General features: G+C 47.6%; 13 protein-coding genes and 2 riboswitches. All 13 genes read left to right on the top strand.

Features of this window, described 5'->3' with window-relative positions; all coding sequences use genetic code 11:
- The first annotated feature begins 7 nt into the window (after positions 1-7).
- The 13 genes from pknB (at position 8) to JOC37_RS10690 (ending at position 12,592) form a co-directional block, all read left to right on the top strand.
- Positions 8-1,855 (top strand): Stk1 family PASTA domain-containing Ser/Thr kinase, encoded by a 1,848-nt coding sequence (pknB, locus tag JOC37_RS10635; RefSeq protein ID WP_204618770.1) that lies wholly within the window; start codon positions 8-10, stop codon positions 1,853-1,855.
- 18 nt (positions 1,856-1,873) lie between these two features.
- Entirely contained in the window at positions 1,874-2,746 is an 873-nt protein-coding gene (rsgA, locus tag JOC37_RS10640; RefSeq protein WP_204618772.1) for a ribosome small subunit-dependent GTPase A, read from the top strand.
- Between the two features lie 4 nt (positions 2,747-2,750).
- Complete coding sequence (rpe, locus tag JOC37_RS10645) at positions 2,751-3,416, top strand: ribulose-phosphate 3-epimerase (RefSeq protein WP_204618774.1); 666 nt, start codon at positions 2,751-2,753, stop codon at positions 3,414-3,416.
- Entirely contained in the window at positions 3,417-3,539 is a 123-nt protein-coding gene (locus JOC37_RS13625; RefSeq protein WP_338017379.1) for an RCKP-type rubredoxin-like domain-containing protein, read from the top strand.
- Positions 3,540-3,635: 96 nt separating this feature from the next.
- Positions 3,636-3,764, top strand: a riboswitch (cyclic di-AMP (ydaO/yuaA leader).
- A 145-nt stretch (positions 3,765-3,909) separates the two neighbouring features.
- Positions 3,910-5,112 (top strand): quaternary amine ABC transporter ATP-binding protein, encoded by a 1,203-nt coding sequence (locus JOC37_RS10650; RefSeq protein WP_204618776.1) that lies wholly within the window; start codon positions 3,910-3,912, stop codon positions 5,110-5,112.
- Positions 5,093-5,938 (top strand): ABC transporter permease, encoded by an 846-nt coding sequence (locus JOC37_RS10655; RefSeq protein ID WP_207754984.1) that lies wholly within the window; start codon positions 5,093-5,095, stop codon positions 5,936-5,938. The genes JOC37_RS10650 and JOC37_RS10655 overlap by 20 nt, the downstream gene beginning before the upstream one ends.
- A gap of 41 nt (positions 5,939-5,979) precedes the next feature.
- The gene (locus tag JOC37_RS10660) at positions 5,980-6,864 is read left to right on the top strand and encodes a glycine betaine ABC transporter substrate-binding protein (RefSeq protein ID WP_204618778.1); all 885 of its coding nucleotides are present in this window, start codon (positions 5,980-5,982) and stop codon (positions 6,862-6,864) included.
- A gap of 436 nt (positions 6,865-7,300) precedes the next feature.
- A complete protein-coding gene (locus tag JOC37_RS10665; RefSeq protein WP_204618780.1) occupies positions 7,301-7,597 on the top strand; it encodes a hypothetical protein in 297 nt (98 codons plus the stop codon).
- A gap of 58 nt (positions 7,598-7,655) precedes the next feature.
- A riboswitch (FMN riboswitch) is annotated at positions 7,656-7,783 on the top strand.
- A gap of 155 nt (positions 7,784-7,938) precedes the next feature.
- The gene (gene ribD / locus JOC37_RS10670) at positions 7,939-9,051 is read left to right on the top strand and encodes a bifunctional diaminohydroxyphosphoribosylaminopyrimidine deaminase/5-amino-6-(5-phosphoribosylamino)uracil reductase RibD (protein WP_204618782.1); all 1,113 of its coding nucleotides are present in this window, start codon (positions 7,939-7,941) and stop codon (positions 9,049-9,051) included.
- A gap of 14 nt (positions 9,052-9,065) precedes the next feature.
- Complete coding sequence (locus tag JOC37_RS10675; RefSeq protein WP_204618791.1) at positions 9,066-9,725, top strand: riboflavin synthase; 660 nt, start codon at positions 9,066-9,068, stop codon at positions 9,723-9,725.
- A 20-nt stretch (positions 9,726-9,745) separates the two neighbouring features.
- A complete protein-coding gene (locus JOC37_RS10680; RefSeq protein ID WP_204618783.1) occupies positions 9,746-10,999 on the top strand; it encodes a bifunctional 3,4-dihydroxy-2-butanone-4-phosphate synthase/GTP cyclohydrolase II in 1,254 nt (417 codons plus the stop codon).
- Positions 11,000-11,005: 6 nt separating this feature from the next.
- Positions 11,006-11,473 carry a 6,7-dimethyl-8-ribityllumazine synthase gene (gene ribH, locus JOC37_RS10685; protein WP_204618785.1) on the top strand — a complete coding sequence of 156 codons (468 nt, stop codon included), beginning with the start codon at positions 11,006-11,008 and terminating at the stop codon, positions 11,471-11,473.
- A 75-nt stretch (positions 11,474-11,548) separates the two neighbouring features.
- On the top strand, positions 11,549-12,592 hold the full coding sequence (locus JOC37_RS10690; RefSeq protein WP_207754985.1) for a nicotinate phosphoribosyltransferase: 1,044 nt from the start codon (positions 11,549-11,551) through the stop codon (positions 12,590-12,592).
- The last annotated feature ends 132 nt before the right edge of the window (positions 12,593-12,724 follow it).

Raw genomic sequence — 12,724 nt, forward strand, 5'->3', positions numbered from 1 at the left:
TTTGGTAATGATCGGTAGATTATTGGGAAACCGGTATGAAATTTTAGAACAGCTGGGCGGTGGAGGTATGGCCCTTGTTTACAAGGCCAAAGATACCTTTTTAAACCGTTTGGTAACCATTAAAATTTTACGTCATGAATATGTATCAGATACAGATTTTATCCGCCGTTTTCGCCGGGAAGCCCAGGCTGTAGCCAGTCTCTCACACCCAAACATTGTCAACATCCATGATGTGGGACAGGAAGACGACACCCATTATTTAGTAATGGAATATATAGACGGTGACAATTTGAAAAACTTTATCCGCAGCAATCCCAACCTTTCCCAGGAAAAAATTGTAAATATAGTGAGACAGATTTGTGATGCCCTGCAGCATGCTCATGAAAATAATATTGTACACCGGGATGTTAAACCCCATAACATATTAATCACCGGCGACCAGCGGGTTAAACTAACTGACTTTGGAATAGCGCTGGAGGCCAGTACGGGAACTATAACCAGCACAGAAACAATTGTGGGTTCGGTACACTACATATCGCCGGAACAGGCCAAAGGCATTACACCGGGACCGCAGTCGGATATATATTCCCTGGGAGTGGTATTGTATGAAATGCTCACCGGCCAACTGCCCTTTAAAGGTGATGGCCCGGTGGCGGTGGCATTAAAACACGTGCAGGAACAGCCCAAGCTGCCCAGCGAAATAAACCCCGAAATTTCCAAAGACTTGGAACGGGTGGTAATGAAGGCCATGGAGAAAGATCCCCAAAACCGCTATCAAACGGCCGAACAGTTCAGCCGCGATCTGCTGCAGGCAGTGCAGGGAACGGAAGGCGACCGGGAACCGGGGGATGACTTTGCCACCCAGGTGCTGCCCGGCAGCGTACCACTAAAAGAAGATGAAAAAAACGATGAGCGAAAAGAAAAGCGCCGGCCGAAAGCGGTAAAAGCTGTGGTGATAGCCTCCCTTTTGATACTCAGTTTGCTTGCCGGGGCGGCCCTGGCAGTGTATAACTTTATAAACGTGCCCGAAGTAACCGTGCCCGACGTGGAGGGGTTGGTGGCGGAAGATGCTAAGACGATATTAAATAAAGCTGGTTTTAAAGCCTCAATGGAGAGAGTGCACAGTAACGAAGTGGCAGAGGGAAGGGTAATTTCTCAAAACCCTGAGCCGGATAAAAAAGCAAAACAGGGGCGAACGGTGGAATTAACAGTGAGTTTAGGTCCGGAACTGAAAACACTGCCCGATGTACGGAACCATATGCTCAGTGATGCCAAAATAATGCTGCACAATGCCGGTTTTGATTATGAGCATATAGAAGAGGTTTTTGACGAAAGTAAGGAAGCAGGTATTGTAATTGACCAGTATCCGGCTCCCGGGAAATATCCGCAGGGGACGGCGGTTAATTTAACGGTGAGCAAGGGTCCGGAACTGCAAAATTATACCATGCCCAATGTAATTGGTTTATTTGAAGATGAGGGAAGAAAACAGCTGTCAGACTTAAACTTGATAGTTAAGCCTTCCCGGTACCAGTGGAGCGAAAAATATCTAGCCGGTCAAATTATGGGGCAGGATCCCCAACCGGGGGCGGAAATTACCGCTGAATCCAGCGTATCGCTGGTGGTGAGCAGGGGCCCCGGGCCGCCGAAGCGCAGTTCCGATGTGACCACAGAAATACCCGATGATGGGAAAGAGCACCTGCTGAAGATATATATTTCTGATATCCGGGGTGAGGACCTTGTATACAAGTCCAAGCATGCACCGGGAGAAGTGGTTGTGAAAAGGATTGAATATTACGGTGCGGCTGCCGTTAAAGTGTATATTGATGATAAACTGGAGTTAGAAGAGTCATTATAAACTACCGGGGGTTGAATTATGGTAGAAGGCATAGTTATTAAGGCGTACAGCGGGTATTACTATGTCCAGGATAGAGAAACCCAGTGGGTATGCCGGCTGCGGGGAAAATTTCGCCTTACTAAAGAAAGGGTACTGGTGGGAGATCGGGTTAAAGTAAAGCCGGCAGAAAAGAATACCGGCGTGATATACGAAGTGCTGCAGCGGCGAAATGAACTGGTACGACCTCCCATAGCAAATGTAGACCAGGCGGTGATAACTTTTGCGGCCTGCAGGCCGGATCCCAATCTGGATTTATTAGACCGGTTCTTGGTAATGGCAGAGGGAGCGGGGATTAAACCGGTTATCTGTTTAAACAAGGCAGATCTGCTGGAAGAGGGACAGCCGGCATGGCTGGAAGCCTACCGGCAGATTGGCTATACCGTGCTGGTTACCAGTGCCAAGGATAACACCGGCATAGACCAGCTCAAACAGGCCCTGGATAATAAAATATCAGTTTTCGCCGGGCCGTCAGGGGTGGGAAAATCAAGCCTGCTCAATGCCGTGCACCCGGGCCTGAAACTAAAAACCGGTGAAATTAGCAGAAAGTTGGGACGGGGTAAGCATACCACCCGGCATGTTGAACTGATACCGCTGCAGAGCGGGGGGCTGGTGGCGGATACCCCCGGCTTTTCCAGCCTGTATTTACCGGAATTTCCGGCGGAGGAATTGGTATACTATTTTCCTGAACTGGCGGAGTATGCCGGCAGCTGCCGGTTTAACAGCTGCATGCACAACAAGGAACCGGACTGTGCGGTAAAAGAAGCGGTGCGGCTGGGAAAAATTGATTCCAGGCGTTATAACAGTTATCTGCAGTTTTTAAGCGAAATATGGGAAAAAGAAAGGAGATACTAGTATAATGATTAAACTGGCCCCCTCCATTTTATCAGCTGATTTTGCCAAGTTAATTGACGATGTAGAAAAGGTGGAAAAGGCCGGGGCGGAATACCTGCATATTGATGTTATGGATGGACGGTTTGTACCGAACATAACGATCGGACCTTTGGTAGTGAAAGCATTACGCCCTCACTCCAGCATGATCTTTGATGTCCACCTGATGATATTGGAACCGGAAAGGTATATAGAGGATTTTGTTAAAGCCGGGGCGGATCTGGTAACAGTACATGCCGAAGCCTGTACCCACCTGCACAGGGTGGTAACACAAATAAAGGAACTGGGGGTCAAAGCCGGCGTGGCTTTAAATCCCGCCACCCCGGTCAGTGCTGTGGAGCACGTTTTACCGTTATTGGATTTGGTACTGCTGATGACGGTAAACCCCGGTTTCGGCGGGCAGAAATTTATTCCCCAGGTGCTGCCTAAAATTAGGACCATGCGGGAAATAATAGATGGAGAAGGATTACAGGTTGAGCTGCAGGTGGACGGCGGTGTTAACCCGGACACTGCTTTTAGCGTGGTTGAGGCCGGTGCCGATGTACTGGTGGCGGGTTCAGCCGTATTCGGTGCCGGGGAGGTAGAAAAATCTGTGCAAAAATTAAGATTTGCTGCCGGAGGAGGTGTAAGATAAGTGGCCCTTTGGAAATGTAAACAGTGCGGTGAAACAAAGGAAGGCCGCTGCAAGCCCAGAAAATGCCCTGCCTGCGGGGCTTCTGGCACAAACGTATTTGAAAAAGCTGAGGAAAGCAAATAACAGCAGCTGGAATGTTTGGTTTACAACACATGTAAATATTGTCAACCCCCCTGGACAAGCTAAAGGGGGGGTTGTTATAATGATTGTTAAATTGAATATCAAAAATCGCTGAATCTTCGTCGTGAAGAGCGGGGGAACCAACTTTAGGGGTGAATCCGGCAAACGGTAGGGCTATACTACAGCCCGAACCCGTCAGCTAACCTCGTAAGCGTGGTGGGTTTTGACAGAGGCAGCTGTAAAAGCTGCTTTTCAGCATGCCCCTCGTAGGGGCTTTTTTGTTTCCATTTTTTGTCATTAGTTAAAATAAAAAGACTTCTAAATGATCACAATAAAAAGGCAGAATAAATTTTATTAAGAAAGAGGTTGGTATATGAGTAAGCTAGTAGTTAAAGATTTAGTAAAAATATTTGGTAAAGATCCTAAAAAAGCATTAGATTTAACAAAACAGGGATTAAGCAAGAACGAAATTTTTGAAAAAACCAGTCAAACGGTAGGCGTATTAAACGCCAATTTTGAAGTTGAAGCTGGTGAAATTTTTGTAATCATGGGGCTGTCCGGAAGCGGTAAATCAACGCTCCTGCGCCTTATAAATAGGTTGATTGAACCTACCAGCGGAAAAGTGTACATAGATGGGGAAGACGTTACAGCAGCAGATAGAGAAAAACTGAGGGAAATTAGAAGGCGGAAGCTGGGTATGGTGTTTCAGCGGTTTGCCCTTTTTCCTCACCGCAGTGTCCTTGATAATGCAGCTTTTGGCTTAGAGATACAGGGCGTTGAAGAGAAGGAACGTCATGAAAGTGCTTATAAAGCATTGGAACTGGTAGGGCTGAAGGGTTGGGAGCATTCTGATGTAAGTCAGCTTTCCGGCGGTATGCAGCAGAGAGTTGGTTTGGCCAGAGCGTTGGCCAGTGACCCGGATATTCTTTTAATGGACGAGGCTTTCAGTGCGCTGGACCCACTGATTAGAAAAGACATGCAGGATGAATTGCTGGATATACAAAGTAAGATGAATAAAACAATTATTTTTGTTACCCATGACTTGGACGAAGCGTTAAGAATCGGAGACCGTATTGCACTAATGAAAGATGGAGAAGTGGTGCAAATAGGCAACCCGGAACAAATTTTAACTAACCCTGCTAACGACTATGTAGAGCGCTTTGTTGAAGACGTAGATATGTCTAAGGTACTTACTGCAGAAGGAATTATGAAAAATCCCGATGTCGTGGTTACAACAAAAGATGGCCCGCGTTATGCACTGCGTTTAATGCGTGAAAAAGGGCTTTCCAGTATCTTTGTAACTTCTAGGGATCGTAAACTTAAAGGTATTGTAACTGCCGACTGCTGTGTAGATGCTGTAGTAAACGGCTATAATGACATAAACCGGTTAATAGTTCCTGATGTTCCTAAAGTGTCACCCGACACCCACTTACAGGACATCATCCCCCTGCTGGCTGATTCAAAATATCCTGTTGCCGTAGTAAATGAAGAAGACAAGCTGCTTGGTGTCATCGTAAGGGGAGCATTACTGGCCGGTATGATAAAGAAAGGGGGAGATGAAGATGGTGCTGCCTAAAATACCAATAGGAGATACAGTGGCATGGCTGGTAGATGTAGCCGATAAATATTTTGGTTGGTTTTTTGATTTTATTACTGATGTCATTAACTTTTTGGTGGGCAATTTTACAGATCTTCTCATTGGGATGCCGCCAGTATTATTTATAGCTATAATTGCATTAATAGCTTGGAGATTAGCCGGGATAAAAGTTGCAATAGGGTCAGCTTTGGGGCTTCTGCTAATTTGGAACATGGAAATGTGGAAACCAGCGATGGAAACTATCTCACTAGTGGTGATTGCTACCATTATATCATTAATTATCAGTATCCCGCTGGGAATTATGACTGCCCGCAGCGATATGGTACATAGGGTAGTCATGCCCGTGCTGGATTTTATGCAGACAATGCCGCCGTTTGTTTATCTGGTACCGGCGGTTATCCTGTTTGCCATTGGCAGCGTACCGGGATTAATCGCCACGGTGGTATTTGCCATGCCGCCTGCAATACGCCTGACGGGGCTGGGTATAAGACAGGTTCCCAAGGATTTGGTGGAAGCTGCTGAAGCCTTTGGGGCCACTGAAGGACAGAAGCTGTTAAAGGTACAGCTGCCGCTGGCCATGCCGACAATTATGGCCGGAGTTAACCAGTGTATCCTGCTGGCCCTTTCTATGGTTGTTATTGCGGCCATGGTTGGAGTTGGTGGTCTAGGCGGAATGGTTCTCCGCGGGATCCAGCGCCTGGATGTGGGAATGGGCTTTGAAGCAGGGCTGTCAATTGTCATTATAGCCATTATTTTAGACCGCTTTACACAGAAAATCGGCGGTAAAAGAAAAACAACTACGTAAAGCGGTTGTAAATAAAAATTAAAGGGGAGTGGAATAGCGAAATGAGGAAGTTTGCAAAGCTGTTCAGCGCTGTGGCCATTGTAATGATGTTTGCAGTGGCATTGGTAGGATGTGCCGGGGGCGGCGGTGGAGCAGAAGATCAAGCTGCCGGCCAAAAGGGTAAGGTAACCCTGGGGTATGTTCAATGGGATTCTGAAATTGCCAGTACTCATGTTGTAAAAGAAGTATTAGAAAGCAAGCTGGGTTATGAAGTTGAAGCAGTGGCTGTGGATGCTGCTCCCATGTGGGCCGGTATTGCTAAAGGACAGTTTGATGCCATTGTATCAGCTTGGCTGCCTGGCACCCACGCCGATTATTACGCTAAGGTGAAAGATGACGTGGAAAACCTTGGTCCTAACCTGGAAGGTGCCAAGATTGGCTTGGTTGTTCCTTCATACGTTGAAATTAATTCCATCGAAGAATTAAACAGTGTAAAAGATAAGTTTGATGGTCAAATTGTTGGTATTGAGCCTGGTGCCGGTATTATGAAAGCCACTGAAAAGGCTATCAAGGAATACGGCTTAGATTTTGAACTGGTTGACAGCAGCAGTGCAGCAATGGCTGCATCATTGAAAAAAGCTATAGATGATCAGCAGTGGATTGCAGTAACCGGCTGGACACCTCACTGGAAGTTCGCAAAGTTTGATCTCAAGTACCTGGAAGATCCTAAAGGTGTTTACGGCGGTAAGGAGCACATTGCTACCATCGTTCGCAAAGGGTTAAAAGAAGATAATGAAGAGCTGTATAAATTCCTGGACAGCTTCAAGTGGACACCAGAAGATATGCAGGCTGTTATGCTGAAAATTGAAGAAGGCATGTCTCCGGAAAAGGCAGCTAAAGAATGGGTAGAAAGTAACAGCGATAAAGTTGAAAAGTGGCTGCCCTAAGTAATAAATAAAAGCTGATTAAAGAGAGGTTGAATTAAACCCCTCTTTTCATGTTTGCCCGGCATGTCTGCCGAGCCGATGGGTTGAAAGAAACCCTGCCGCCTAACCAGCGGGAAGACAACCTCACTGGTAACGGTGGGGTCTATTGGTGCGCTGAAGGGGGAACTTGGAACAGAGCTAAAGCGACCCGGTGTTGGCCTACCAGATGGGTAACCTTGCATGAAATGGGAAAGCCCGAAAGCTGGATAACCTGGGATGTTAAGACGGATGCGTTCAAGTTCAGGTAAGCAGACACCGGGTTTACAAATATGGAGATGGCAGCGGTTCTATAGTTGACACCGGGTATTTAAAGTAGTAAAATTTGCATTGTTATTCAAAAATAAATGACCTTAAAAGGGTTAAGATACTATATTAACTGCTGCAGGAGGTGTTACAATTGGGAAGCGCGTACAGCATTATTGAAATTCCCCTGGTGAATGAACTGGCCAAGAAATTGGAAGAAGAAGGCATGAGTGCAAGTGAAGTGTTTAAATTTAAAATAGATATGACATATTATGTAAATTTTTTGCGCACTTACTTAAATAAAGATTTAGAACAGAGCAATGAACTGGATTTGGAAGGTTTTAAACAACACTTAAGAAGAGATTTTGTTTTTTTAGAGTTGGAAGAAAGGCGCATCAAAAATGTGCAGCTGGGTTTGCAGAAGTTAAAAGAGGCACAATCGAACAAGTAAATTATTGACAATACCGGCCATTGGTTTTATAATTGTACTTAGCAAAACTAAATAAAAGCGAAACCTTCGGGGATCGGTGAAATTCCGTACCGGCGGTGATGCGTCAGCTAAGCCCGCGAACCCTTGCAGGGTGGATTCGGTGAAAATCCGAAGCCGACAGTAGAGTCTGGATGGTAGAAGGTGCAAGTGATGGTCTGGTTGGTATGTTAATGTGAATTCTTTTCGCATTGCTGTACATATACAACTGTTTGTTTAGTGCGCTTTTTTTATGACCAATCCACCCCGAATTTTTTATTTCGGGGTGTTTTTATTTTCAGGGTATACGAGGTGTTAAAGTACCTATGCTGCAGAATGATATTTACCAGGACCGGTACTATATGAAAGAAGCATTACAGCTGGCGGCCAAGGCTGAGGGCTGTACCAGCCCCAACCCCATGGTGGGGGCGGTGGTAGTAAAGAATGGTCGTATTGTGGGCAGGGGATACCATCAAAGGGCAGGAACTCCCCATGCTGAAGTTCATGCCCTCAGGGAAGCCGGTGAGCAGGCTGAAGGGGCCACCATTTATGTAACTTTGGAACCCTGCTGTCACTACGGCCGTACACCGCCCTGTACCGAAGCCATAAAAAAGGCCGGGATCAGCCGGGTGGTGGTGGCCATCACCGATCCCAATCCCCTGGTGGCCGGCAGAGGTTTAAACATATTAAAGGAAGCGGGCATTGAAGTAACATCGGGGGTGCTGGCCGATGAAGCCGGCAAATTAAACGAGGTATTTATTAAATATATCACCACTAACAGGCCCTTTGTGGTGCTGAAAGCAGCGGTGAGTTTAGATGGAAAAATTGCCACCGCCACCGGGGAATCCCAATGGATTACCGGGCCGGAGTCAAGGGAATACGCTCACCGGCTGCGCCACAGGTACGATGGTATTTTAGTGGGGATTAACACCGTGCTGTCAGATAACCCGTCATTAACCGCCAGACTGCCGGAGGGGGGCGGCAGGGACCCGGTACGTATAGTACTGGATAGTAAATGCCGCACCCCGCTTGATGCTAAAATAATTAACCAGTCATCAAAAGCCAAAACTATCATTGCCACCACGGAAGCGGCGGACAGGGAAAAAATTGAAGCCTTAAAGCAGGCCGGGGCAGAGGTTATAGTGCTTCCCGGCAGCAGCGGCAGGGTTGATATTGAGGAACTGCTGAAAGAACTGGGACGGCGTGAAATTACCAGCCTGCTGGTGGAAGGCGGCGGCGGTGTGCATGGATCTTTTTTAACCGCTAAAATGGTAGATAAGGTGTACTGGTTTATTGCGCCGATGCTTATTGGCGGCGCAGAAGCACCGGGAGCGGTGGCGGGTAGAGGAGCTGAAAAACTGGCTGATGCGGTTAAACTAAAGGAATTAACCATACACCGGTTTGGGCCGGATATCTGTATAGAGGGTTATGTTGATTAAGGAGGTGGTGCACTATTTTTACCGGAATTGTAGAAGAAATAGGCACTGTAGAGAGTATTACCAAGGGTGCCCGTTCCGCTCAATTACGTATTAAAGCTCAAAAAATTTTAGAAGATATAAAAATTGGCGACAGTATTGCGGTTAACGGGGTCTGTCTTACTGCCACCACCTTTGACGGAAATGGTTTTGCAGCAGATGCCATGGCGGAAACGCTGGACAAAACAAATTTAGGAAAGCTGGCACCGGGAGATAAAGTTAACTTGGAGCGGGCGCTGGGCCTGGGCGACAGGTTGGGCGGCCACCTGGTAACGGGCCACATTGACGGGGTAGGGACGATAGTGAAAATACAGCAGCACGATATAGCGATATTAATTACAGTGCAGGCCCCGCCTCATATAATGCGCTACATAATAAAGAAAGGTTCAGTGGCCATTGACGGTACCAGTTTGACGGTGGTTGATCTTACCAGCGAAACTTTTCTCGTATCATTAATACCGCACACCGCTGACCATACAATTTTAGGCAGTAAAAAAGTGGGCCACACCGTTAACCTGGAAGCTGATGTGGTGGGCAAATATGTGGAGAAACTGTTATTACAGCGCGAAGACAGTGATAACCAGGAAAATAAAAACAGCCTAACCATGGACTTTTTATCAAAACACGGGTTTGCCTAATTCACCAGGGGGGATGCACAATGATTAAATTTAACACTATTGAAGAAGCGTTAGAAGATATTAAACAGGGAAAAATGGTCATAGTGGTTGACGATGAAGACCGGGAAAATGAAGGCGACCTGGTTATGGCCGCTGAAAAAGTTACGCCGGAGGCCGTTAACTTTATGGCTGCCCACGGCAGGGGATTAATTTGCCTGCCCATGGAGGGTAAAAGGTTGGATGAACTGGACCTGCCGGCCATGGTTGCCCATAACACAGATCCCCATGCCACAGCGTTTACCGTATCGATAGATGCATATAATACAACCACGGGCATATCTGCCCATGAGCGGGCCATGACTGTAAAGGCAGCCCTAGACCCCCGTACAAAACCCCAGGACCTGCGCCGGCCGGGACACGTTTTCCCGCTGCGGGCCAAAGAAGGCGGCGTGCTGCGCCGGGCCGGTCATACCGAAGCGGCGGTAGATTTAGCCCGTTTAGCCGGGCTGTACCCGGCCGGTGTAATTTGTGAGATAATGAAGGAAGACGGTACCATGGCCAGGGTGCCGGAACTGCTGCAATTTGCCCAAACCCATGGATTAAAGTTGATTACCATTGCCGATTTAATTAAATACCGCCGCAGCCATGAAAAACTGGTTAAAAGGGTGGAAACGGTGAAAATGCCCACCAAGTACGGGTTCTTTCGCGCTGTGGCATATGAAAGCCAGCTGGATGGCAAGTGTCATATAGCACTGGTGAAAGGGGATTTAAAAAGTGTAGAAGCACCGTTGGTACGGGTTCACTCCGAGTGTCTTACCGGAGATGTATTTGGTTCCCTGCGCTGCGATTGTGGTGATCAGCTGGCCACTGCACTGCAGCAGATTAACCGGGAAGGTACCGGGGTGCTGTTATACATGCGCCAGGAGGGTAGGGGCATTGGCCTGCTGAATAAAATCCGGGCTTATAAACTGCAGGATTTGGGAGCGGACACAGTGGAAGCCAATGAGGCGCTGGGATTTCCCGCCGATTTAAGAGATTACGGCTTAGGGGCTCAAATATTAACTGATTTGGGATTAACGAAAATTCGCCTGTTAACCAATAATCCCAGGAAAATTGCCGGTTTAGAGGGCTACGGTTTAAAAGTGGTAGATAGAGTACCGATAGAAATATGCCCGGGAGAAAATAATGAATTTTACTTAGCTACAAAGAAGGAAAAATTGGGGCATATGCTTAACTTTACCCAAAAAAATAAAAAAGTAATAAACATATTAAGAGATACCAAAGGGAGGCATTAATTTATTATGGGACAAGTTTTTGAAGGACATCTAACCGGCCAAGGGTTAAAAATAGGTATAGTGGTGGGACGTTTTAACGAGTTTATCAGCAGCAAACTGCTTTCCGGGGCCATGGATGCACTGGTAAGGCATGGAGTAAAAGAAGAAGATGTGGATGTGGCCTGGGTACCGGGGGCATTTGAAATTCCCCTGGTGGCAAAACGCATGGCCGGGCTTGATAGATACCATGCGGTTATCTGTTTGGGCGCTGTTATTAGAGGCAGTACACCGCACTTTGACTATGTGGCTGCCGAGGTTTCTAAGGGAGTGGCTAAAATAAGCCTGGACAGCGGGGTACCCACCATTTTTGGTGTGCTGACCACCGATACCATTGAACAGGCCATTGAGCGGGCAGGTACCAAAGCAGGAAATAAAGGCTGGGAGGCGGCGGTATCCGCCATTGAAATGGCTAATCTGATGCGCTCTATGGGGTAGGCTGCAAAACCGGATTTTAATATGGCGTTTTTTAATCATGCTGCATAATTCTGCATAGAGAATGGGGGTTTGGCTTTGAAGGGTATTAAGCCCATTAAAAGCATAAAAGAAGTGGCGGAGCTGAAATTCCCCACCAGTGGGCGGCTGTTTTCCGCAGACAATGAAGAAATAATTCGTGGTTGCACCACAGACATATATTTTATTAAAAGTATGGAAATAATTCGTGCCTTAGGATTGGAAGACACTCCGGTGGTGGCAGAAATATTTGCCAGCCGGGCCGGGTTGATGTGCGGTACGGAAGAAGTTAAAAACATACTGCAGGGGCTGCCCGTTAAGATGGAAGCGCTGCCCGAAGGTGAATACTTTAACGCCAAAGAAGTGGTTATGAGAATTACCGGCAAATACAGCGATTTCGGTGTTTACGAAACCGCCGTGCTGGGTATTTTAGCCAGTTCCAGCGGCTGGGCCACCGCTGCCCGGGAGTGTGCTCAGGCAGCGGGCGGCAGGGGAATGATCTGCTTTGGCTCCCGGCACGTGCACCCGGCGGTTTCACCGGTAATGGAGCGGGCGGCAATAGTTGGAGGCGCCACCGGGGCCAGCAATATCATGGGGGCCAAATTTGCCGGGCAGGAACCCATGGGCACAGTTCCCCATGCCGTATTTCTGGTGGTGGGAGATACAGTGGAAGTGGCCAAAGCGTATTATCAAAATATGCCCCCCGGGTCTCCCGTAATTATACTGGTGGATACTTTTAAAGACGAAGCTGAAGAGGCGCTGCGGGTTGCTGAAGCGCTGGGTAATAATCTTGACGGAATCCGGTTGGATACTCCGTCGGAGCGCGGCGGTGTGACACCGCAGCTGGTAAGGGAAGTGCGGGCCCGGCTGGATCAGGCGGGACACCGGCATGTAAAAATATTTATTTCCGGTGGATTAAACCCGGAGCGGATTAAAATACTGATTGAAGCGGGGGCCGATGCCTTTGGAGTGGGCAGCTATATTTCCGGGGCCCCGGCCATCGACATGACTATGGATCTGAAAGAGGTTAACGGGAAACCAATAGCCAAACGGGGCCGCATACCGGGAATTACAAAGACAACCCGGCTGCAGAGGTTTGTTTAAAATAAAAGGCGCACGTACCGCTGCCGGTACGTGCGCCTTTTATGTGTGCCCGGCATGGGCAATGTCTATAGGGTGAAAGTCCCGAACGTTGAAGGTAGCAGTAAACGTTAGCTTAAGGCAAGGGTGTCCGCG

The sequence above is a fragment of the Desulforadius tongensis genome (genome assembly GCF_016907915.1).
GTDB classification, from domain to species: Bacteria; Bacillota; Desulfotomaculia; order Desulfotomaculales; family Desulfohalotomaculaceae; genus Desulforadius; species Desulforadius tongensis.

Bases quoted from the DNA above. Each gene is read 5' to 3' on its own strand.
- JOC37_RS10660 (WP_204618778.1), top strand. From the start codon at position 5,980: ATGAGGAAGTTTGCAAAGCTGTTCAGCGCTGTGGCCATTGTAATGATG.
- pknB (WP_204618770.1), top strand. From the start codon at position 8: ATGATCGGTAGATTATTGGGAAACCGGTATGAAATTTTAGAACAGCTG.
- JOC37_RS10650 (WP_204618776.1), top strand. From the start codon at position 3,910: ATGAGTAAGCTAGTAGTTAAAGATTTAGTAAAAATATTTGGTAAAGAT.
- JOC37_RS10655 (WP_207754984.1), top strand. From the start codon at position 5,093: ATGAAGATGGTGCTGCCTAAAATACCAATAGGAGATACAGTGGCATGG.
- rsgA (WP_204618772.1), top strand. From the start codon at position 1,874: ATGGTAGAAGGCATAGTTATTAAGGCGTACAGCGGGTATTACTATGTC.
- ribH (WP_204618785.1), top strand. From the start codon at position 11,006: ATGGGACAAGTTTTTGAAGGACATCTAACCGGCCAAGGGTTAAAAATA.
- JOC37_RS10680 (WP_204618783.1), top strand. From the start codon at position 9,746: ATGATTAAATTTAACACTATTGAAGAAGCGTTAGAAGATATTAAACAG.
- ribD (WP_204618782.1), top strand. From the start codon at position 7,939: ATGCTGCAGAATGATATTTACCAGGACCGGTACTATATGAAAGAAGCA.
- rpe (WP_204618774.1), top strand. From the start codon at position 2,751: ATGATTAAACTGGCCCCCTCCATTTTATCAGCTGATTTTGCCAAGTTA.